At 75.1% G+C, this 20,663-nt stretch carries 22 protein-coding genes; 17 read left to right on the top strand and 5 right to left on the bottom strand.

Annotated elements, in window-relative coordinates; all coding sequences use genetic code 11:
* The first annotated feature begins 124 nt into the window (after positions 1-124).
* The 9 genes from lepB (BJ968_RS19250) (at position 125) to whiG (ending at position 8,890) form a co-directional block, all read left to right on the top strand.
* Positions 125-787 carry a signal peptidase I gene (gene lepB, locus BJ968_RS19250; protein ID WP_179754564.1) on the top strand — a complete coding sequence of 221 codons (663 nt, stop codon included), beginning with the start codon at positions 125-127 and terminating at the stop codon, positions 785-787.
* Positions 784-1,527 carry a signal peptidase I gene (gene lepB / locus BJ968_RS19255; protein ID WP_179754566.1) on the top strand — a complete coding sequence of 248 codons (744 nt, stop codon included), beginning with the start codon at positions 784-786 and terminating at the stop codon, positions 1,525-1,527. Before lepB (BJ968_RS19250) ends, lepB (BJ968_RS19255) begins: the two co-directional genes overlap by 4 nt.
* Positions 1,524-2,318, top strand: coding sequence for a ribonuclease HII (locus BJ968_RS19260; protein WP_179754568.1), 795 nt, complete (start codon positions 1,524-1,526; stop codon positions 2,316-2,318). The genes lepB (BJ968_RS19255) and BJ968_RS19260 overlap by 4 nt, the downstream gene beginning before the upstream one ends.
* Positions 2,319-2,345: 27 nt before the next feature.
* Positions 2,346-2,672, top strand: coding sequence for a DUF2469 domain-containing protein (locus BJ968_RS19265; RefSeq protein ID WP_011981967.1), 327 nt, complete (start codon positions 2,346-2,348; stop codon positions 2,670-2,672).
* A 259-nt stretch (positions 2,673-2,931) separates the two neighbouring features.
* The gene (locus tag BJ968_RS19270) at positions 2,932-3,300 is read left to right on the top strand and encodes a YraN family protein (RefSeq protein WP_179754570.1); all 369 of its coding nucleotides are present in this window, start codon (positions 2,932-2,934) and stop codon (positions 3,298-3,300) included.
* Positions 3,300-4,853, top strand: a complete 1,554-nt coding sequence (locus BJ968_RS19275; RefSeq protein ID WP_179754572.1) for a YifB family Mg chelatase-like AAA ATPase — start codon at positions 3,300-3,302, stop codon at positions 4,851-4,853. Before BJ968_RS19270 ends, BJ968_RS19275 begins: the two co-directional genes overlap by 1 nt.
* Positions 4,850-6,028 (top strand): DNA-processing protein DprA, encoded by a 1,179-nt coding sequence (gene dprA / locus BJ968_RS19280; protein WP_218885175.1) that lies wholly within the window; start codon positions 4,850-4,852, stop codon positions 6,026-6,028. The genes BJ968_RS19275 and dprA overlap by 4 nt, the downstream gene beginning before the upstream one ends.
* A 96-nt stretch (positions 6,029-6,124) precedes the next feature.
* Positions 6,125-7,294 carry an RtcB family protein gene (locus BJ968_RS19285; RefSeq protein WP_179754574.1) on the top strand — a complete coding sequence of 390 codons (1,170 nt, stop codon included), beginning with the start codon at positions 6,125-6,127 and terminating at the stop codon, positions 7,292-7,294.
* A 660-nt stretch (positions 7,295-7,954) separates the two neighbouring features.
* Positions 7,955-8,890, top strand: a complete 936-nt coding sequence (gene whiG / locus BJ968_RS19290; RefSeq protein ID WP_343078161.1) for an RNA polymerase sigma factor WhiG — start codon at positions 7,955-7,957, stop codon at positions 8,888-8,890.
* Between the two features lie 3 nt (positions 8,891-8,893).
* On the opposite strand, the gene BJ968_RS19295 is transcribed toward whiG, so the two are convergent.
* From BJ968_RS19295 to BJ968_RS19305, 3 genes are all read right to left on the bottom strand, one after another.
* Complete coding sequence (locus BJ968_RS19295) at positions 8,894-9,412, bottom strand: peptidoglycan DD-metalloendopeptidase family protein (protein WP_218885177.1); 519 nt, start codon at positions 9,410-9,412, stop codon at positions 8,894-8,896.
* A 112-nt stretch (positions 9,413-9,524) separates the two neighbouring features.
* The gene (locus BJ968_RS19300) at positions 9,525-9,899 is read right to left on the bottom strand and encodes a TraR/DksA family transcriptional regulator (RefSeq protein WP_179754576.1); all 375 of its coding nucleotides are present in this window, start codon (positions 9,897-9,899) and stop codon (positions 9,525-9,527) included.
* The gene (locus tag BJ968_RS19305; protein ID WP_343078162.1) at positions 9,899-11,119 is read right to left on the bottom strand and encodes a pyridoxal phosphate-dependent aminotransferase; all 1,221 of its coding nucleotides are present in this window, start codon (positions 11,117-11,119) and stop codon (positions 9,899-9,901) included. Before BJ968_RS19305 ends, BJ968_RS19300 begins: the two co-directional genes overlap by 1 nt.
* A 228-nt stretch (positions 11,120-11,347) precedes the next feature.
* On the opposite strand from BJ968_RS19305, the gene rpsB reads away from it, so the two are divergent.
* The 7 genes from rpsB (at position 11,348) to BJ968_RS19340 (ending at position 17,442) form a co-directional block, all read left to right on the top strand.
* Complete coding sequence (gene rpsB, locus BJ968_RS19310; RefSeq protein WP_179754580.1) at positions 11,348-12,250, top strand: 30S ribosomal protein S2; 903 nt, start codon at positions 11,348-11,350, stop codon at positions 12,248-12,250.
* Positions 12,251-12,388: 138 nt separating this feature from the next.
* Positions 12,389-13,216, top strand: coding sequence for a translation elongation factor Ts (tsf, locus tag BJ968_RS19315; protein WP_179754582.1), 828 nt, complete (start codon positions 12,389-12,391; stop codon positions 13,214-13,216).
* Positions 13,217-13,384: 168 nt separating this feature from the next.
* Positions 13,385-14,146 (top strand): UMP kinase, encoded by a 762-nt coding sequence (gene pyrH / locus BJ968_RS19320; protein ID WP_425491528.1) that lies wholly within the window; start codon positions 13,385-13,387, stop codon positions 14,144-14,146.
* A 58-nt stretch (positions 14,147-14,204) separates the two neighbouring features.
* Entirely contained in the window at positions 14,205-14,762 is a 558-nt protein-coding gene (frr, locus tag BJ968_RS19325) for a ribosome recycling factor (protein WP_179754584.1), read from the top strand.
* Between the two features lie 22 nt (positions 14,763-14,784).
* A complete protein-coding gene (locus BJ968_RS19330) occupies positions 14,785-15,648 on the top strand; it encodes a phosphatidate cytidylyltransferase (protein ID WP_343078163.1) in 864 nt (287 codons plus the stop codon).
* Between the two features lie 31 nt (positions 15,649-15,679).
* Positions 15,680-16,861 (top strand): dual-specificity RNA methyltransferase RlmN, encoded by a 1,182-nt coding sequence (rlmN, locus tag BJ968_RS19335; protein WP_179754586.1) that lies wholly within the window; start codon positions 15,680-15,682, stop codon positions 16,859-16,861.
* Positions 16,858-17,442, top strand: a complete 585-nt coding sequence (locus tag BJ968_RS19340; protein WP_218885179.1) for a DivIVA domain-containing protein — start codon at positions 16,858-16,860, stop codon at positions 17,440-17,442. Before rlmN ends, BJ968_RS19340 begins: the two co-directional genes overlap by 4 nt.
* Here BJ968_RS19340 and BJ968_RS19345 read toward each other — a convergent pair.
* Both BJ968_RS19345 and BJ968_RS19350 read right to left on the bottom strand, forming a co-directional pair.
* Complete coding sequence (locus BJ968_RS19345; protein WP_179754588.1) at positions 17,439-17,840, bottom strand: TIGR03618 family F420-dependent PPOX class oxidoreductase; 402 nt, start codon at positions 17,838-17,840, stop codon at positions 17,439-17,441. The genes BJ968_RS19340 and BJ968_RS19345 overlap by 4 nt on opposite strands.
* A 12-nt stretch (positions 17,841-17,852) precedes the next feature.
* On the bottom strand, positions 17,853-19,211 hold the full coding sequence (locus BJ968_RS19350; RefSeq protein ID WP_179754590.1) for a PucR family transcriptional regulator ligand-binding domain-containing protein: 1,359 nt from the start codon (positions 19,209-19,211) through the stop codon (positions 17,853-17,855).
* A gap of 84 nt (positions 19,212-19,295) precedes the next feature.
* On the opposite strand from BJ968_RS19350, the gene gabT reads away from it, so the two are divergent.
* Positions 19,296-20,654: a 4-aminobutyrate--2-oxoglutarate transaminase gene (gene gabT, locus BJ968_RS19355; protein ID WP_179754592.1), complete on the top strand. Its 1,359-nt coding sequence runs from the start codon at positions 19,296-19,298 to the stop codon at positions 20,652-20,654.
* The last annotated feature ends 9 nt before the right edge of the window (positions 20,655-20,663 follow it).

Below are 20,663 nucleotides of genomic sequence, written 5' to 3' on the forward strand. Positions count from 1 at the left end.
ACCCACGAGCCGGGTCCCCTCCAGGGGGCCCGGCTCGTGTCGTCCCCAGGCCGTGGAGACGTTCTGACTAGACTCGCCGGGCCGCGCCGCTCGCGGCGCGCAGTCCCCGCGAGGCAGGAGTTCCGTGACGACCACCCCACCGCGGCCGTCGGCCCCGGCGAGGCGCAGTTCCCGCGGCGGGCGGGCCGTGCTCGTCCTCGCGATCGCGCTGCTGCTGGTCCTGCTCGTGCGGACCTTCGTCGTGCAGTCCTTCTCGATCCCCTCCGACTCGATGCAGCCCACCCTCGACCCCGGCGAACGGGTCCTGGTCTGGCGCGTCGACGCGACCGACGTCCGCCGGGGCGACGTGATCGTCTTCGACGGCACGGGGACCTTCGCCGACACCCCCGCCGCGCCCCGGGGGCTGGCCCGGCTCGGTGCCGGGATCGGCGAGCTGCTCGGGTTCCGGCCCGGGGAGTCCGACTACGTCAAGCGCGTCGTCGGGCTGCCGGGGGACCGCATCACCTGCTGCGACGCCCAGGGGCGCCTGCTCGTCGACGGGCAGCCGCTGGAGGAGCCGTACGTCCACCCCGGTGACGCCGCCAGCGACGTCGAGTTCGACATCGCCGTGCCGGAAGGGAGACTGTGGGTGATGGGCGACCACCGCAGCGACTCCGTCGACTCCCGCTCCCACCTCGGTTCGCCCGGGGGCGGCACGATCGCGCTCGAGGACGTCATCGGGCGCGTGGTCGCCATCACCTGGCCGCTCGGCGCGGCCGGCACCGTCGAACGGGGGAACGGTTCGTGAGCACCGAGCACGACGCGCACCAGGGCGCGGCCGCACCCGAGCCGCCCCCGGCCCGGCGCAGCCCGGCCGGCGGTGTCCTCGCCGCCGTCAAGGAGACCGTCCTCGTCGTGGCGGTGGCCCTGGTCGTCTCCCTGGTCGTCAAGACGTTCCTGCTGCAGGCGTTCTTCATCCCCTCGCAGTCCATGGAGCGGACCCTGGACATCGGCGACCGCGTCATCGTCAGCAAGCTGACGCCGGGACCGTTCGAGCTGCACCGCGGCGACGTCGTGGTCTTCTCCGACCCCGGCGGCTGGCTGGGCGAGACCGCGCCGACGCAGCGGGGCGCCGTGGGGACGGTCGTGGCCGAGGCGCTGACCTTCGTCGGGCTCCTGCCGGAGGACTCCGACGACCACCTCATCAAGCGCGTCGTCGGCCTGCCCGGCGACCACGTCGTGTGCGCCCCCGACGGGAGCGTCACCGTGAACGACACCCCGATCGGCGAGCCGTACGTCTCCTCCGACTCCCCGAACCAGCTGACGTGCGACGTCACCGTGCCCGAGGGCTCGCTGTGGGTCATGGGCGACAACCGCGCCGAGTCGGCCGACTCGCGCTACAACACCGACAAGCCGCACCAGGGGTTCGTGCCGATCGACCTCGTCGTGGGCCGGGCCTACGCCGTCGTGTGGCCCGTGGGGCACTGGACCTGGCTGAGCACCCCGCACGACTTCGACTCCGTCAGCGGCGCCTCGGGCGCGGAGTGAGCGCCCGTCCCACCGGCCGGTCCGCGTCGGTCCCGCCGTCCCTGCGCCTGGAGCGGCAGTTCCTGCGCGAGGGCCACACCCTGGTCGCGGGGATCGACGAGGTGGGCCGCGGGGCGCTGGCCGGTCCCGTCAGCGTCGGCGTCCTCGTCGTCGACGCCGCCACCAGGACGGCGCCGGCGGGGCTGCGCGACTCCAAGCTGCTGACGCCCGCGGCCCGCGACGCCCTGACCCCCAAGGTGCAGCGCTGGGCCGTGGCCTGGGCCGTCGGGCACACCGAACCGGCCGAGATCGACGCCGTGGGGATCACCGCGGCCCTGCGGCTGGCCGGCCGGCGCGCCCTCGCGCAGCTGCCCGTCGCCCCGGACGTCGTCATCCTCGACGGCAACCACGACTACCTCAGCGACCCGCGCGAACCGTCCCTGCTCGACGACCTCGGCGGTCCGGCGTGGGACGCCCCGCTCGTCACGACGCGCATCAAGGCCGACGTGACCTGCGCCGCCGTCGCCGGGGCCAGCGTGCTGGCCAAGACGACCCGTGACGCGCTGATGGCGCAGCGGCACGAGCTGTTCCCGCACTACGGCTGGGCGGGGAACAAGGGCTACAGCGCCCCCGACCACCTCCAGGCCCTGGCGCTGCACGGTGCCTGCGAGCAGCACCGGCGCAGCTGGCGGCTGCCCGGGGTCGCCGTCCCGGCGCCCCGCACCGTCCAGCCGTCGGCCCGGACCCTCGACCTCGGGCCGGCCGCCGGCGACGCGCTGGGGGACCCGGCCCCCGGTGGCGTCCACCACTGACCGGGCCGCGGAAGGCATGATGGGCACGTGAGCGCAGAGGACCTCGAGAACTACGAGACCGAGATGGAGCTGCAGCTCTACCGCGAGTACCGGGACGTCGTGTCGCTCTTCTCCTACGTGGTGGAGACCGAACGGCGCTTCTACCTCGCCAACTCGGTGGACCTGCAGGTGCGGACGGCCGACGGCGAGACCTACTTCGAGGTGACGCTGCACGACGCCTGGGTCTGGGACGTGTACCGGCCGGCGCGGTTCGTGCGCGACGTGCGGGTCGTGACCTTCAAGGACGTCAACGTCGAGGAGCTGCAGAAGCGCGACATCGAGGTGCCCGACACCCCGGAGCTGCGCGACCGCTGACGCCGGCGCCCCGGCGTCGTCCCGGGACGATCCGCACCTCGCGCGCGGAGATCGGTAACGCTCCCGCGTCCGCTGCCGATGGACCGTCGGGACGCGCCCCACTGCCGGGGGGTCGTTGGGGCGCGTTCCCTCCAGCACCGGTCGACGTGTCGACGGGCCGCGGCACCGGCGCCCCGGTGTCCACAGGCCCCCACCGTCCACAGCGGGCACCGCACCGCCCCGGCCACCACCGCAGGACGCCGCAGTCTTGGCGGCGGAGGTGGTGCACGTGCGTGCGAAGGACGCCGTCGGGCGGTACGGGGAGCGGGTCGCCGCTCGGTGGCTGAGCGAAGCCGGGATGACCGTCGTGGAGCGCAACTGGCGGTGCCGGCGGGGGGAGATCGACATCCTCGCCCGCGACGGGGACGTCCTCGTCGTCTGCGAGGTCAAGACCCGGCGCAGCGGCCGCGCCGGGACCGCGGCCGAGGCCGTCACCCCCGACAAGCTGCGGCGCCTGCGCGACCTGACGCAGGAGTGGCTGCGGGCCCGCCCCGACGTGCGGTACGGCGCCATCCGCTTCGACGTGGTCGCCGTGACCCCCGCCGACCGCGGCCCGGCCCACGTCGAGCACCTGCGCGCGGTGCTCTGATGGCCCTGGCGCGCTGCCTCGCGGTCGGGCTCATCGGGCTCGACGGGCACCTCGTGGAGGTGGAGGCCGACATCTCCGCCGGCATCCCCGCCTTCGTCCTCGTCGGACTGCCCGACGCCTCGCTCAACGAGGCCAAGGACCGGGTCCGGGCCGCGGCCGCCAACTCCGGCTTCCCCCTGCCCTCCCAGCGCATCACCGTCAACCTGTCCCCGGCCACGCTGCCCAAGAACGGGTCCGCGTTCGACCTCAGCGTCGCCGTCGCCACGCTCACCGCCGCGGGCGTCCTGCCCCCCGAGGCGTCGGCCGAGACCGTCCACCTCGGCGAACTGGGCCTGGACGGCAGCGTCCGGGCCGTCGACGGCGTCCTGCCGGCCGTCCTGGCCGCGGCCCGGGCCGGTGTGCGGCGCGTCGTCGTGCCCGAGGCCACGGCCGGTGAGGCCGCCCTCGTGCCCGGCATCACCGTGCGCGGCGCGCGCTGGCTGGCCGAGCTCGTCGCCGAGTACCGCGGGGACCCGCCCCTGGAGCTGCCCGACCCGCCGCGGGCCTTCGTCCCGCCCGCCCGGCCCGTGACCGCCCGCCCACTCGACCTCGCCGACGTCGTCGGCCAGACCGAGGCCCGGTTCGCGCTGGAGGTGGCCGCCGCCGGTGGCCACCACCTGCTCATGAACGGCCCACCCGGGGCCGGCAAGACCATGCTCGCCGCGCGCCTGCCCGGCCTGCTGCCCGACCTCGACGAGGACGCGGCCCTGGAGGTCACCGCCGTCCACTCCGTGGCCGGCACCCTGCGCGGGCGCCCCGGGACCGCCCTCATCACGCGCCCGCCCTACGAGGACCCCCACCACACCGCGTCGGTGGCCTCCCTCGTCGGCGGCGGCAGCGGCGTACCGCGCCCCGGTGCCGTCTCCCGCGCCCACCGCGGCGTGCTGTTCCTCGACGAGGCGCCCGAGTTCGAGGCGCGGGTGCTCGACGCGCTGCGCCAGCCGCTGGAGCACGGCGAGCTGGTGCTGCACCGCGCCCGGGGCACCGCCCGCTACCCGGCCCGCTTCCAGCTCGTCCTCGCGGCCAACCCCTGCCCGTGCGGCCGGGCCGTGGGCAAGGGCGTCGACTGCACCTGCACCCCGCAGGCCCGCCGCCGCTACGCCACGAAGCTGTCCGGGCCGCTGCTGGACCGCGTCGACGTCCAGCTGCAGGTGCACGCCGTGACCCGCGCCGACGTCGCCGACCCCGTCGCGGGGGAGAGCACCGCCGTCGTGGCCGCCCGCGTCGCCGCCGCCCGCGCCGTGCAGCGCGAGCGCCTGGCCCGCCACGGCGTGCTCACCAACGGCGAGCTGCGGGGGCCGCTGCTGCGCGGGCCCCTGCGGCTGCCCGCCGAGACCACCCGCGACCTCGACCGCGCGCTGGACCGGGGCCTGCTGACCCTGCGCGGCGTCGACCGCGTCCTGCGGCTGGCGTGGACGGTCGCCGACCTGCGCGGCGCCCCCGCTCCGGACCGCGACGACGTCGGGCGGGCCCTGGCCCTGCGCGGCGCCCTCACCTCGGCGGTGGCCGCGTGAGCGCCACCCCCGCGCGGGGCACCCCGGCCCCGCGCCCCGTGCCGCCCGCGCTGAGGCCCGCCCTGGCCGACGACCGGCTCGCCCGCGCCGCCTGGAGCCGGCTCGCCGAACCGGGCGACGCCGCCGCGGCCCGGCTCGTCGCCGAGGTGGGCGCCCCGCTGGCGCTCGAAGCCGTCGTCTCCGGTCGCGGCCCCGACCGCTGGCGGACCCGGCTGCACGAGACGGACCCCGCCTCCGACGTCGCCGCCGTCCGTGCCGCCGGCGGGCGGCTCGTCGTGCCCGGCGACGAGGAGTGGCCCACCACCCTGTCCGACCTCGACGTCGACGCCACCGGCGACCGGTCCCTGGGAGCGCCGTTCTGCCTGTGGGTCCGCGGGCCCGCCCGGCTCGCCGGCGTCACCGCCCGCAGCGCCGCCCTCGTGGGGTCGCGGGCGGCCACCGGCTACGGCCAGCACGTCGCCTCCGAGCTCTCCGCCGGCCTCGCCGAGCGGGGGTTCGCCGTCGTCAGCGGCGGCGCGTTCGGCATCGACGCGGCCGCGCACCGCGCGGCGCTCGCGGTCGGCGGCGTGAGCGTCGCCGTGCTGGCCTGCGGGGTGGACCGCACGTACCCGGCCGGCAACGCGGCCCTGCTGGCGACGCTGGGGCGCACCGGCGCGCTGGTCTCGGAGGTGCCGCCGGGGTCCACGCCCACCCGGTGGCGCTTCCTGGAGCGCAACCGCCTCATCGCGGCGCTGACGCGGGGGACCGTGGTCGTCGAGGCGGCCTGGCGCTCGGGTGCGCTGTCCACGGCCGACCGGGCCGAGCGGCTGATGCGCCCGGTCGGGGCCGTCCCCGGGCCGGTGACGTCGGCGGCCTCGGCGGGCTGCCACCGGCTGCTGCGCGAGCGGGGGGCCGTCTGCGTCACGAGCGCCGAGGAGGTCGCCGAGCTCCTCGGCGACCTCGGCCGCGAGGCCGTCACGGCCCGGCAGGCCGAACGCCGGCCCTTCGACGGGCTGGAGCGGGACGAGCTGCGGGTCGCCGAGTGCCTGCCGCGACGGGGCGGGGCGGACCTGGACCGGCTGGCGCGGGACGCCGGCCTGGACGTCGCCGCGGTGCAGGCCGTGCTGGGCCGGCTGGAGCTGTCGGCCCACGCGGCGCGGGCCGGCGACGGCTGGTGCCGGGGGCCGGCGGCGTGAAAACCGGTGGGCGGCCGGCGGGGGCGGTGCGTATCGTCGATCCCCGGCCTGGCGCGGGAACCGTTGCCGCGCAGGCCTGTCGAGAGAGGTGGAACGGTGGAGCGGCTCGCGGACAAGCTGGTGAACTGGGCGTCGATCCTGGAGGAGAAGACCCGCCGTCAGGCGGAGACCGCCGCGACGATGCCCTTCATCCACCCGCACATCGCGCTGATGCCCGACGCCCACCTCGGCAAGGGGGCGACCGTCGGGTCGGTCATCCCGACCGACGGCGCCATCATCCCGGCGGCCGTCGGGGTCGACATCGGCTGCGGCATGATCGCGGTGCGGACGCAGTTCTCGGCCGCGGACCTGGCCGGCCGGGACCTGTCGGTCCTGCGGGTGGCGATCGAGCGGTCGGTGCCGCTGTCGGCGGGTGCGGCGAACCGGGTCGTGGAGCCGACGGCCGTCCCGCGCGTGGCCGAGCTCGAGCAGCTCGAACCGCACCGGGCCGGGTTCCGCGAGGCGCTGGCCCCGGCGTGGCGCACGGCGCTGGGGACGCTGGGGTCGGGCAACCACTTCATCGAGGTGTCCCTCGACGAGACGGGCGCGGTGTGGCTGTTCCTGCACTCGGGGTCCCGGGGGCCGGGCAACAAGCTCGCGACCCACCACATCGCCGTCGCCCAGCGGCTGTGCGCGCAGTGGTTCGTGCCGCTGCCCGACCGCGACCTGGCCTACCTGGTCGAGGGCACGGCCGAGTTCGACGACTACGTCAGCGACCTGCGGTGGGCGCAGCAGTTCGCGCTGCTGAACCGCGAGGAGATGGTGGACCGGGTCGCGGCCCGGCTCGGGGAGTTCCTGGGGGTCGAGGTCCAGGAGCAGGAGCGGATCAACTGCCACCACAACTACACCTCGCGCGAGAGGCACTTCGGCCGGGAGGTGTGGTTGTCGCGCAAGGGGGCGATCCGCGCCGACGAGGGGCGCCCCGGTCTGGTCCCGGGGTCGATGGGCACCGCCAGCTACGTCGTGGTGGGCAAGGGGAACCGGATGGCGCTGGACTCCTCGCCGCACGGCGCGGGCCGGGAGTACAGCCGGTCCGCCGCGCGGCGGAGGTTCACCCGCGAGCAGCTGCGGGAGGCCATGGCGGGCATCGAGTACCGCGACACCGACGCGTTCCTCGACGAGATCCCCGCCGCCTACAAGGACATCGACCGGGTCATGGCCGACGCCGCCGACCTCGTGGAGGTGCGCCACACGCTGCGGCAGGTCGTGAACGTGAAGGGCGACTGACGGGCGCGGCGGCGGGCCGGCGGTCCGGGACTCTCCCGGCCGCGGTCCGCCGTCGGCCGTCCTGCCGCGGATCGGGCACAGGGCGAGGGTGGGGGAGGGGTGCGCCCGGCCCGGCTGCACCCTCCCGTCGGCCCCGGCCTCGGCAGGAGCCCGGCCCACGTGGGGCCGTGGCCACGTGCAGCCGGTGCCCTGGCCGCCGTGGTGCCCTCGTCGCGACCCGCCGCGACGGTCTGCTCCACCCGGGTCGTCGGGGGACCGGCCGCTGCGTGCGCCGCGGGGTGGTCCGGGCGCTGCTGGTCGGCCCGTGGGGCTCGAGGGTCGGTGGGCACCGCCCGGGGTGCGGCTGCGTCGCCGGGGGAGGATCGTGGTGCCGGCCTGCCGCGGGTTGCGGCGGCGCCGCCGGCCGATCCGCGGCGGTGAGGCCCCCCGGCGGGACGGACCGACGGACGAGCTGACCTTCGTAGCGTACAGGAGTTGCCTGGTCACGCTACGCTGTCAACGACGCAGATCGACACGCACGTCTGCGTGCAACGTCTGCGGAGTTTCGCACCGTCAGGCCCATCCCGGGGCGTGGCGGTCGGGGGGAGGACCACGGTGGAACCAGGAGCGGGGCGCAACCGTGCCTCCACCGCGCAGTCGGAACGCGAGTCCGGCCTGCGAGTGGTCGACGACGGTAAGGAGCGCGGCATCGACACCACCGGCACGACCGAGCAGCAGTCCGCCGACAGCGCGCAGCCCCCCGTCGAGGAGGTCCAGCCGGCCGGTCGGCCCCAGGCGAACGCCCGGTTCAGCAGCCGCAAGGGCAAGGGACCCCTCACACCGGAGCAGGAGGCGGCCGAGGCCGCCCTGCGGGCCATGTGGGAGGAGTTCAAGGCCTCCGCGGACCCCTACGTCCGCGAGAAGCTGATCATGCACTACTCGCCGCTGGTCAAGTACGTCGCCGGGCGCGTGGGTGTGGGCCTGCCGCCGAACATCGAGCAGGCCGACCTGGTCTCCTACGGGATCTTCGGCCTCATCGACGCCATCGAGAAGTTCGACATCGAGCGCGCCATCAAGTTCGAGACGTACGCCATCTCCCGCATCCGCGGCGCCATCATCGACGAGCTGCGCGCCATCGACTGGATCCCGCGGTCGGTGCGCAGCAAGGCCCGCGAGGTCGAGCGGACCTACGCGACCCTGGAGGGGGAGCTGCACCGCACCCCCACCGAGGCCGAGGTCGCCGAGCGGATGGGCATCCCGCTCTCGGACCTGCACCACATCTTCAGCCAGGTCTCCTACGTCAACGTCGTCGCGCTCGACGAGCTGCTGAGCGTGTCCGGTGAGAAGGGCGACAAGCTCTCCCTCGTCGACACCCTGGAGGACACCAAGGCCGAGGACCCCGTCGCGGCCTTCGAGAGCGAGGAGACGAAGTTCCTCCTGTCGCGGGCCATCAACCAGCTGCCCGAGCGGGAGAAGATCGTCGTCACCCTCTACTACTACGAGGGCCTGACGCTGGCCGAGATCGGCCGCGTCCTCGGCGTCACCGAGTCGCGGATCTGCCAGATGCACACCAAGGCGGTCCTGCAGCTGCGCGGGAAGCTCTCCGACGCCAGCTGAGCCTCACGCCTGGCCCAGCGGCAGCAGCACGGGAGCGGCCGGGCGCAGGCGCAGGGCCGGGTCGAGGTAGACCTCGCCGGCGCGGGCGCCCAGGTGCAGGCACGGCACCGCGCAGTGCGCCGGTGTCGCCGCCACGACCCCCAGCGGCTGGCCGCCGGCGACCGTCGAGCCGGCGGTGACGAGGGGGGCGACCGGTTCGTACGTCGTCCGAACACCGTCGGCGTGCAGCACCACGACGACGGACCGGCCGGCCACGGGACCGGCGAACGTGACCGACCCGGCCGCGACGGCGACGACCGGCCGGCCGGGGGAGACGGCCAGGTCCAGCCCACGGTGCCCGGCGGCGTACCGCCCGACGTCGTCGAAACCGCGCAGGACCCGGTGCGGCGTCACGGGCCACCCCCACGCCGCGACCGGGGTGCGCGCGGGCCCGGGCGCGGCGGGAGGACCGCTCAGCGCGGCCACGGCCAGCCCGGCCGCCGCCAGCGGGACCAGGACCGGGGGGACGGAGGAGCTCAGCACCGGCCCACCCTCACCCGCCCCGGCGCGGTGCGGCGGGCCGGGACCGGCCCGCTGTGGACGGTCGGCCCCTGTGCACGCGGACCCCGCACCCGCGGGCGGTGCCCCGGCCGGGTCAGCGCGCGGCGCACCCCACGCACGTCGTGGCCCACGGCCGCGCCGCCAGCCGGTCCGCCGCGATGGGCCGCCCGCACCGGGTGCACACCCCGAAACCGGGGTCGTCGAACCGGGCCAGCGCGTCGTCCAGGGCGACCAGCCGCCCGCGCACCTGCTCCAGGACGGCCGCCACCTGCGCCCGCTCGAAGGCCGTGGTCGAGCCCTCCGGGTCGTGCTCGTCGTCGGCGGTGCCCTCGGCCGCGGCCTCCAGCGCGCTGGCCAGCTCGCGCTCCAGGCCCGCCACGCGCACCAGCGCCTCGGCCCGCTCGGCCTCCAGCGCGGCCCGCAGCTCCGGCCCCGGTCGCGGCTGCGGGTGCGGCTGCGGGGACGGCATCAGCGCGACTGCAGCACCTGCAGCCGCTCGACCGCGGAGTGCAGGACGGCGTCGGACTTGCAGAAGGTGAACCGCACCAGCGGTGCGCAGGCCTGCGCCGCGGCGGAGCCGGGGTCGCAGAACGCCGAGACGGGCACCCCCACCACCCCGGCCAGCTCGGGCAGCCGGCGGCACAGGTCGGTGCCGTCGGCGAAGCCCAGCGGCCGCGGGTCGGCCACCGCGAAGTACGTCCCGGCCGGGACGGCCACGGCGAAGCCCGCCGCGCGCAGGCCCTCCACGAGCAGGTCCCGGCGGCGCTGCAGGTCGGCCGCCAGGCCGGTGTAGAACTCGTCGGGCAGGGCCAGCGCGCTCGCCACGGCCGGCTGGAACGGCCCGGCGTTGACGTAGGTGAGGAACTGCTTGACGGTCCGCACCGCCGCGACCAGCGGCGCCGGGCCGCTGACCCAGCCGACCTTCCAGCCGGTCACCGAGAACGTCTTGCCCGCCGAGGAGACCGTCAGGGTGCGCTCGGCCATCCCCGGCAGCGTCGCCACCGGGGTGTGCGCGCGGCCGTCGAAGACGAGGTGCTCGTAGACCTCGTCGGTGACGACCACGGCGTCGAACTCCACGGCCAGCGCGGCGACGGCGGCCAGGTCGTCGGCGCCCAGGACCGTCCCGGTGGGGTTGTGCGGGGTGTTCAGCAGCACGAGCCGGGTGCGCTCGGAGAACGCCGCCCGCAGGGCCTGCCGGTCCAGGGCGAACCCGTCGGGACCCGGCAGCAGGGGCACCGACCGCTGCACGGCCCCGGCGAGGGCGATGACCGCCGGGTAGGAGTCGTAGGCCGGTTCGAGGACGACGACCTCGTCGCCGGCCTCGCACAGCGCCAGGACGCCCGCGGCGACCGCCTCGGTGGCCCCGGCGGTCACGAGCACCTGGGAGCCGGGGTCCAGGTCGAGGCCGTAGAAGCGCCGCTGGTGCTCGGCGACGGCGTCGAGGAGGGCGGGCACCCCCACGCCGGGCGGGTACTGGTTGTGCCCCGAGCGGATCGCCGCGACGGCGTCGTCCAGCAGCGTCGCCGGCCCGTCCGCGTCGGGGAAGCCCTGGCCCAGGTTGACCGCCCCCGTGCGCTGGGCCAGGGCCGACATCTCCGCGAAGACGGTGGGCCCGAAGCGCCGCAGCCGGGACACCGGTCCCGGTGCCGGGCGGGCGGGGGACGCGGTGCGGTCGAGACCAGTGCTCACGCGTCGTAGACTAGGCGGGCACCCGTGCGTGTCCCTCACCCGAGGGACCCTCCCGGGTGACATCGCGTCCCCCTTCCCTGCCGCCGCGCAGGGGGGAGCACCCTCTCGGTCCACCGGGTCACCCCGGCGGTCGGGTGCGCTCGGGGGGCCAGGCGCGGCGGTCCGACCGGGACGCCGCGGACGAACCGATCGGCCCCGCCGCAGGGGCCGGCACGAGGAGGACCACCCATGGCCGTCGTGACGATGCGCCAGCTGCTCGAGTCCGGTGTGCACTTCGGCCACCAGACCCGCCGCTGGAACCCGAAGATGAAGCGCTTCCTGTTCACCGAGCGCAACGGCATCTACATCATCGACCTGCAGCAGTCGCTGTCGTTCATCGACCGCGCCTACGACTTCGTCAAGGAGACCGTCGCCCACGGCGGCACCATCCTGTTCATCGGGACGAAGAAGCAGGCTCAGGAGTCCATCGCCGAGCAGGCCCGCCGCGTGGGCATGCCCTACGTCAACCAGCGCTGGCTCGGCGGCATGCTGACCAACTTCTCCACCGTCTCCAAGCGGATCTCGCGCCTGCGCGAGCTCGAGGAGGTCGACTTCGACGACGTGGCCGGTTCCGGCCTCACGAAGAAGGAGCTCCTCGTCCTGCGCCGCGAGAAGGAGAAGCTGGAGAAGACCCTCGGTGGTCTGCGCGACATGGCGAAGGTCCCCTCCGCCGTGTGGATCGTGGACACCAACAAGGAGCACCTGGCCGTCGACGAGGCCAAGAAGCTGAACATCCCCGTCGTCGCGATCCTCGACTCCAACTGCGACCCGGACGACGTCGACTACCGGATCCCCGGCAACGACGACGCGATCCGCTCCGTCACGCTGCTGACGCGGGTCATCGCCGACGCCGTCGCCGACGGCCTGCAGGTCCGCCACGGCGGCAAGTCGGGCACCGACGCCGAGCCCCTGGCCGCCTGGGAGCAGGACCTGCTCGCCGGCAACGAGGGTGAGCAGACCGGTGGCTCCGAGTCCGTCGCGACCGCCGAGGGCTCCACCGCCCCCGAGGTCGCCGCGGCCGAGGCCGCCGAGGGTCAGCCGGCCGAGGTCGCCGCCGAGGGCGAGCCGGCCGAAGCCGCCGCCCAGGCCTGACCTCCCTCAGGTACGGACACAGGACGCCTGTGGTGACGCCCCGGGCCCTCCCAGGCCCGGGGCGTCCGCGCGTCCACCCCCAGACACACCCAGATGCTCACGGACACCACCAGTTCGGACACGACGAGAGGAACGACCGTGGCTGCGTACACCGCCGCTGACGTCAAGGCGCTGCGCGAGAAGACCGGCGCCGGCATGCTCGACTGCAAGAACGCGCTCGTGGAGACCGAGGGCGACGTCGAGAAGGCCATCGAGCTGCTCCGCATCAAGGGTCAGAAGGGCGTCGCCAAGCGCGCCGACCGCGACGCGTCCAACGGCCTCGTGGCCGTGCACGTCGACGGTGGCCTCGGTGTCATGGTCCAGGTCAACTGCGAGACCGACTTCGTCGCCAAGTCCGAGGGCTTCGTCACCCTGGCCCAGCAGGTCCTCGACCAGGCCGTGGCCGTCGGCGCCACCGACTCCGCCTCGCTGCTCGCCTCCGAGATCGACGGCAAGACCGTGCAGGCCGTCCTCGACGAGGCCAACGCCACCATGGGCGAGAAGATCCTCGTCCCCAACGTCGCGCGCATCGAGGGCAAGCACGTCTCGGCGTACCTGCACCGCACCGCCACCGACCTGCCGCCGACCATCGGCGTCCTCGTGGCCCTGGACGTCGACAACGACGCCCTCGGCAAGGACATCGCGATGCACACCGCGGCGATGAGCCCGACCTACCTCACCCGCGACGAGGTGCCGGCCGAGAAGGTCGAGTCCGAGCGCCGCATCGCCGAGGAGACCGCGCGCGAGGAGAAGAAGCCCGAGGCCGCGCTGCCCAAGATCATCGAGGGTCGCGTCAACTCCTTCTTCAAGGACAACGTGCTGCTCGAGCAGCCGTTCGCCAAGGACCAGAAGGTGACCATCACCAAGCTGCTGGCCGACGCCGGCGCGCAGGTCACCGCCTTCGCCCGCTTCCGGGCCGGCGTCTGATCACCGCTCGCACGACGACGTGACGGGGTGGGGGGACCACGGTCCCCCCACCCCGTTCGCACGTCCGGACCAGTCGCGCCTCACTCAGCGTGACCTCCCCAGCCCCACTGGGGCAGACTGCCCCAGACCCCGCCCCAGACCCAGTGCGACCACCCGAGGAGCCCCCGCGTGAGCGAGCCCAGCCTGACCGTCGACCTCGAGGCCGGGACCGTCCACCCGCGGCCCGCCTACCAGCGCGTGCTGCTCAAGCTCTCGGGGGAGTTCTTCGGCAACGGCCAGGTCGGCGTCGACCCCGACGTCATCGCCCAGGTGGCCCGGGAGATCGCCGGTCCGGTCAAGCAGGGCGTCCAGGTCGCCATCGTCGTCGGCGGCGGCAACTTCTTCCGCGGGGCCGAGCTGTCCCAGCGGGGCATGGAGCGCAGCCGCGCCGACTACATGGGCATGCTCGGCACGGTCATGAACGCCCTGGCCCTGCAGGACTTCCTGGAGCAGCAGGACATCGCGACCCGCGTGCAGACCGCCATCACCATGGGGCAGGTCGCCGAGCCGTACATCCCCCGCCGCGCCATCCGGCACATGGAGAAGGGTCGCGTCGTCATCTTCGGCGCCGGGGCGGGCATGCCGTACTTCTCCACCGACACCGTCGCGGCGCAGCGGGCCCTGGAGGTGCGCGCCGACGCCGTCCTGATGGCCAAGAACGGGGTCGACGGCGTCTACACGGGCGACCCCCGCAAGGACCCGACCGCGACCAAGATCGAGACGATCACCTACTCCGAGGCCCTGCAGAAGAACCTGCGCGTCGTCGACACGACGGCCTTCAGCCTCTGCATGGACAACCGGCTGCCGATGATCGTCTTCGGCATGGAGGGCCAGGGCGTGGCGCGCGCGCTGCGGGGTGAGAGGATCGGCACGCAGGTGATCGCGGGCTGACGCTTCGTCAGCCCGTGTCGGGGCCTGCGGCGACAGGACGAAGGACGAAGGGACCACCGTGATCGACGACACCCTCCTCGAGGCCGAGGAGAAGATGGAAAAGGCCGTCGAGGTCGCCAAGGAGGACTTCGGGGCGATCCGCACCGGCCGCGCCAACGCCGCGATGTTCTTCAAGATCATGGTGGACTACTACGGCGCACCCACGCCGCTGCAGCAGCTCGCGAGCTTCCAGATCCCCGAAGCCCGCTCGGTCCTCATCACCCCCTTCGACCGGGGCGCGATGGGCGAGATCGAGAAGGCGCTGCGCAACTCCGACCTCGGCGTCAACCCGGGCAACGACGGCAACGTCATCCGCATCGTGCTGCCGCAGCTGACCGAGGAGCGCCGCAAGGACTACATCAAGCTCGCCCGGTCCAAGGCCGAGGACGCCCGCGTCTCGCTGCGCAACGTCCGCCGCCGGGCCAAGGAGGAGCTCGACCGCATCGTCAAGGACGGCGAGGCCGGCGAGGACGAGGTCACCCGCGCCGAGAAGGAGCTGGAGTCGGTGACCAAGAGGCACGTCGACGCCGTCGACGAGCTGCTCAAGAACAAGGAAGCCGAGCTCCTCGCCGTCTGAGGACCACCGGCGACGACGAACCGTGACCAGCGAGACCACGCGGAGGCCGCCGCGGCGAGCCGGACGCAACCTGCCCGCCGCGATCGGCATGGGACTGGCGATGGGCGGTGTCCTGGTCGCGAGCCTATTCGTCCGCCGCGAGGCCTTCCTCGTGCTGGCCAGCGCGGCGGTGCTCTACGGCACCGTGGAGATGGTCCGCGCCTTCCGCGCGCGGCACCTGCGCATCCCCGTCCTGCCGCCCGTCGCGGGCACGCTCGCGATGCTGCCCGGCGCCTACCTCGGCGGGGGCGAGACGCTGTTCGTGGCGTACGCCCTGACGGTGTTCGCGGTGCTCGTGCACCGGCTCGTCGCCGGCGGTGACGAGGACCACGGCTCGCCCGTGCCGGTGCCCCCGGTCCGCGACGTCGTCGGCGGCATCTTCATCGTCACCTACGGGCCGCTGCTGGCCGGCTTCGCCATGCTCATGCTGGCCGCGACGCAGGGCGCGTGGCGGGTCCTGATCTTCGTGCTGGTCGTCGTCGGCAGCGACGTCGGCGGGTACGCGGCCGGCGTCCTGTTCGGCAAGCACCCCATGGCCCCCTCGATCAGCCCGAAGAAGTCCTGGGAGGGCACGGCCGGCTCGCTCGTCGTCGGGGCCCTGGCCGGGGGGCTGGCCGTGCCGCTGGCCCTGGGCGGGCACTGGTGGCAGGGCGTCGTCCTGGGCCTGGTGACGGTGGTCGTGGCCATCGGCGGGGACCTGTCGGAGTCGATGCTCAAGCGGGACCTCGGCATCAAGGACATGGGCACGCTGCTGCCCGGTCACGGCGGGGTCATGGACCGGCTGGACTCCCTGCTGCCCGCGGCGCCGGTGGTGCACCTGCTGCTGGTGTGGTTCGTCGGCCCCTGACCCGCCGAACCGCCCTTACCATGGAGTCACGATGTCGACTCCCGCAGACCTCACCTCCCCGCCGCGCGAGCCCCTGCCGCTGGCCCCGGCCGGCCCCGGCAAGCTCGTCATGTCGGCCCCGCGCCGCGGCAAGCCGCCGCGGCACTTCGTCGACCTCGAACCCGCCGAGCGCGGCGAGGCGATGGTCGCGCTGGGGGAGAAGGCCTTCCGCGGCAAGCAGCTCGCCACGCAGTGGTTCGAGCGGCTCGAGGACGATCCGGAGAAGATGACCGACCTGCCGGCGGCCAGCCGCGCCAGGATCTCCGAGGCGCTGCTGCCGACGCTGCTGACGAAGGTCCGCACGCTCACGGCCGACAAGGGCACCACGGTCAAGACGCTGTACCGCCTGCACGACGGCGCCCTCGTCGAGTCGGTCCTCATGCGCTACAAGAACCGCGACACGATCTGCATCTCCAGCCAGGCCGGCTGCGGCATGAACTGCCCGTTCTGCGCGACCGGCCAGGCGGGACTGACGCGCAACCTGTCGACGGCCGAGATCGTCGAGCAGGTCACGGCCGCCTCCCGGGCCCTGGCCCGCGGGGAGGTCCCCGGCGGGCCGGGCCGCGTCAACAACGTCGTCTTCATGGGCATGGGGGAGGCGCTGGCCAACTACAAGTCGGCCGTCGCCGCCGTCCGCCGGCTCACCCAGCCCGCCCCCGACGGCCTGGGCATCTCCGCGCGCGGCATCACGATGTCGACCGTCGGGCTCGTCCCGGCCATCGACAAGTTCGCCGCCGAGGGCATCGCGGCCACGCTGGCGCTGAGCCTGCACGCCCCCGACGACGAGCTGCGCGACGACCTCGTGCCGATCAACCAGCGGTGGAAGGTCGGGGAGGCACTGGACGCGGCCCGCCGCTACTTCGAGGCCACCGGGCGCCGCGTCAGCATCGAGTACGCGCTGATCCGGGACATCAACGACCAGGCCTGGCGCGCCGACCGCCTCGGCAAGCTGCTCAACGCCCGCGGCCGCGGCTGGGTCCACGTCAACCCCATCCCGCTGAACCCGACGCCGGGGTCGAAGTGGACGGCCTCGGACCCGGCCGTGGAGAAGGCGTTCGTCGCCGCGCTGGAGGCCCGCGGCATCCCCACGACCGTCCGCGACACCCGCGGCAGCGAGATCGACGGCGCGTGCGGCCAGCTCGCCGCCATCGGTCCGGAGCAGCCGACCGCATGACCACCGACCTCGAGGGTGCACCGCTGTCGCAGCTGCTCCTCGAACGCCCCCGCCGGGCGGGGGGTCTGCGCCGGGGCTACCGGGTCGCCGACGTCGACCTGTTCCTGGACCACCTGTCCCGGGCGGTGCCCACGGGGAAGGTGTCCTCGGCCCAGGTGCGCACGGTCGGGTTCGGGTCCCAGCTGCGCGGCTACGACGTCGAGGAGACCGACGACCTGCTGGCCGACCTCGAGGACGCCCTGGCCCGGCGCGAGCGCGCCCACGCGCTGGCCCGCAGCGACCAGCGGCAGTTCACCGAGCGCCGCGCGGCCCTCGCGGCGGCCGTCTCGGGACGGCTGGGGGAGGCCCCCGGCGACCGGTTCCCCCGCGCGCGCGGGCTGCGCCGCGGGTACCGCCCGCGCGACGTCGACGACCTGTGCGACCTGCTCGCCGACCACTTCCAGGGCACGGCGCGGCTGTCCGCCGACGACGTCCGCGGGGCGCTGTTCCGCCCGCGCCGCGGCGGCCGCGGGTACCGCGAGGCGCCCGTCGACGCCTTCCTGGACCGCGTCGTCGAGCTCATGGTGACGTTCGAGCGCTAGTCCCAGGGCGGGACCGACCCCAGCACCCGGTCGACGGTGAAGACCACGACGACGCGGGCGGGGTTGGGTCGCGGGGTGCGGTACCGCGCGGCGTAGCGCTCCTCGGCCTCGCGCACGTCCCCGGCGCCGGTGAGCACGCGCCCGGCCCCCTCCAGCGACAGCCACCGCCGGCCGTCGACCTGCGCCACGACGCAGCGCGATCCCCGGGCGGCGTGCACGGCCTTGCGGCTGGTCCCCGAGGTGATGACCCTGGCCTCGCGCGTGGCCGGGTCGAAGGTGAACCCGACGGGCACGACGTGCGGGGACCCGTCGGCCCGCAGGGTCGTCAGGGTCGCCAGGTGGCGTTCGGCGAGGAACTCCAGCGCGGCGGCGGGCAGGTCGGCGGGGTCGAGGGCCACGGCGGCAGTGTGTCAGCCGCCGGTGGCGCCGAGGGCCAGCCACAGCTCCGCCCGCTCGGTCGGGTCCTCCAGCGACGCGCCCAGCACCGTCTCGGCGCGCGCCAGCCGCTGCCTCAGGGTGTTGCGGTGCACGCCGAGGGCCTCGGCGGTGGGCTGCCGGGCGCCGTGGTGGGCCAGGAACGCGCGGACCGTGGCGCGCAGCTGGGGGTCCAGGCCCGCCAGCCGGTCCCGGGCCCACCCCGCCAGGGCGTCGGGGGCCACCAGCTCCGGCAGCGACCGGCCGTCGGCGTGCGCGACGGGTCGGGCGGGACCGGTCCGGGCGAAGGCCAGGTCGGCGCTGCGGCGGCCCTCGGCGGCCTGCTCCAGCGGCACCGGGCGGCCCACGCCCGCGCGCCCGGGCAGGTCGGGCAGGTCGGGCAGGTCGGGCAGGTCGGTGGTGCCGCACAGGGCGTACGCGTCGCCCACCAGGGGCCCCGCGGGGGGCCGGCCGGCCCAGCGCACGACCACGAGGGGGTCGGGCAGGGGGACCGGGACGGTGGCGGCCAGCCGGCGGGCCAGGTCCGTGCGCCCGTCCAGGACGAGGTTGACGAGCACCGGCGTGACGCCGCCGGGGTCGCCGGGGCGGGCCGAGAGCAGGCCCAGCAGCGCGGCCGCCGTCCCGAGCGTGGCGTGCACCGCCCGCGGGACCTCGCGGGGACCGGTCACCAGCAGCCAGCGCGACGTCCCGCTGGCGCGCAGCGTCGTCGACCCGGCGGCCCCGACGTCGCTCCAGGCGGCCCGCGCGCCCTGCCCCCGGACCCGGCGCAGCCCGTCGAGCGCGGCGGGCGGCGGCGGGTCGGTGCTGCTGGCGGCCACGACGGCCCCCGAGGCGTCCAGCAGCCAGGCCCGCCCACCGGCCGCGCGGGCCGCGCGGTGCAGGACGGCCCGCGTCCCGTCCGGGCCCGCGGCGAGCGCCGCGAGGTCGCGCTGCACGCGCGCGGCGGCGGCCTCGGCCTCGTTCTCGCTGCGCCGCAGCAGGTCGGCCAGGCGGCGGGAGACGGCGATGAAGGGGGTGGGGACCGGCACCTCGACGAGGGCCAGGCCGGTCGCGGCCGCCGCGGCGGTGAGGGTGCGGGGCACGGTGCGGTGGCTGAGCCCGACGCCGAAGCCCACCCCGGACACCCCGGCGGCCACCAGGCGCCCCACCCACGCCGCCCAGCCGGCGCGCGGGACGCGCAGCCCGGTGGTCAGCAGCAGCTCGCCGCCCTCCAGGAACGCGGTGGGGTCGTCCAGCTCGCTCGTGGCGACCCAGCGGACGGCGACCCGCGGGTCGCCGCCGATGAGCCGCAGGGCGAGGGACTCCGTCGCCAGGAGGTCGCTGAGCTGCACCACGAGGGACAGGATGCACCGTCAGCGACGTCCAGACGGTGCATCCCGGGCACTGACGGGGACGCGCTGCGGACGTACCGTCGGGTCATGACGACGCTCAGCCCCCAGGCCCAGCAGACCGGTGGCCCCGCGCTGCCGCAGGAGATCCGGCTCGTCACCGAGGTCCCCGGACCCCGGTCGCGCGAGCTGGCCGCCCGCCGCACCGCCGCGGTCTCGGCCGCCGTCGGTTCCTCGATGCCCTTCTACGCCGCCGCCGCCGGCGGGGGCGTCGTCGTGGACGTCGACGGCAACTCCTTCGCCGACCTCGGCTCCGGCATCGCCGTGACCACCGTCGGCAACTCCGCCCCCGCGGTCGTGGCCGCCGTGGGCGAGCAGGTCGAGCGGTTCACCCACACCTGCTTCATGATCACGCCGTACGAGTCCTACGTGGAGCTCGCCGAGCGTCTCGCCGAGCTCACCCCCGGCGACTTCGCCAAGAAGAGCGCCTTCTTCACCTCCGGCGCCGAGGCCGTCGAGAACGCCGTGAAGATCGCCCGCGCGCACACCGGCCGGCAGGCCGTCGTCGTCTTCGACCACGCCTACCACGGCCGCACGAACCTCACGATGGCCATGACGGCCAAGAACATGCCGTACAAGAACGGGTTCGGCCCCTTCGCCCCCGAGGTCTACCGCGCCCCGCTGAGCTACCCGTTCCGCGACGGCCTCGACGGCCCGGCCGCCGCCGCGCGCGCCATCGACCTCATCGAGAAGCAGGTCGGCGCCGCCAACCTCGCCGCCATCGTCGTCGAGCCCATCCAGGGCGAGGGCGGCTTCATCGTCCCGGCGCCGGGCTTCCTGCCCGCCGTCGCCGCCTGGGCCAAGGAGAACGGCGTCGTGTTCGTCGCCGACGAGGTGCAGACCGGCGTCGCCCGCACGGGCGCCTGGTTCGCCAGCCACCTCGAGGGCATCGAGCCCGACCTCGTCACCATCGCCAAGGGCGTCGCCGGCGGCCTGCCGCTGTCGGCGGTCACCGGCCGCGCCGAGATCGTCGACGCCCCCGTCACCGGTGGCCTCGGCGGCACCTACGGCGGCAACCCGCTGGCCACCGCGGCCGCCCTCGCGACGCTGCGCACCGTCGAGGACGAGGACCTCCTCGCCCGCGCCCGGCAGGTCGAGGAGATCCTGTTCCGCCGCCTGCACGCCCTGGCCGGGCGCGACCCGCGCGTCGGCGACGTCCGCGGCCGCGGCGCCATGGTCGCGGTGGAACTGGTGAAGCCCGGTACCACCGAACCCGACGCCGCCCTGGCCAAGCAGGTCGCGACCGAGGCCGCCCAGCAGGGCGTCATCGTCCTGACCTGCGGCACCGACGGCAACGTCCTGCGGTTCCTGCCCCCGCTGAGCATCGGCGACGACCTGCTGGAGCAGGCCTTCGACGTCCTCGACCGCGTCTTCGCGGCCACCCGCTGAGCCCGAGAG

Source organism: Kineococcus aurantiacus (genome assembly GCF_013409345.1).
In the GTDB taxonomy this organism is placed as follows: Bacteria; Actinomycetota; Actinomycetes; order Actinomycetales; family Kineococcaceae; genus Kineococcus; species Kineococcus aurantiacus.

Excerpts from the sequence above, each read along its gene's own strand:
- BJ968_RS19275 (WP_179754572.1), top strand. The coding sequence starts at position 3,300 with ATGGCCCTGGCGCGCTGCCTCGCGGTCGGGCTCATCGGGCTCGACGGG.
- BJ968_RS19300 (WP_179754576.1), bottom strand. The coding sequence starts at position 9,899 with ATGCCGTCCCCGCAGCCGCACCCGCAGCCGCGACCGGGGCCGGAGCTG.
- rpsB (WP_179754580.1), top strand. The coding sequence starts at position 11,348 with ATGGCCGTCGTGACGATGCGCCAGCTGCTCGAGTCCGGTGTGCACTTC.
- rlmN (WP_179754586.1), top strand. The coding sequence starts at position 15,680 with ATGTCGACTCCCGCAGACCTCACCTCCCCGCCGCGCGAGCCCCTGCCG.
- BJ968_RS19340 (WP_218885179.1), top strand. The coding sequence starts at position 16,858 with ATGACCACCGACCTCGAGGGTGCACCGCTGTCGCAGCTGCTCCTCGAA.
- gabT (WP_179754592.1), top strand. The coding sequence starts at position 19,296 with ATGACGACGCTCAGCCCCCAGGCCCAGCAGACCGGTGGCCCCGCGCTG.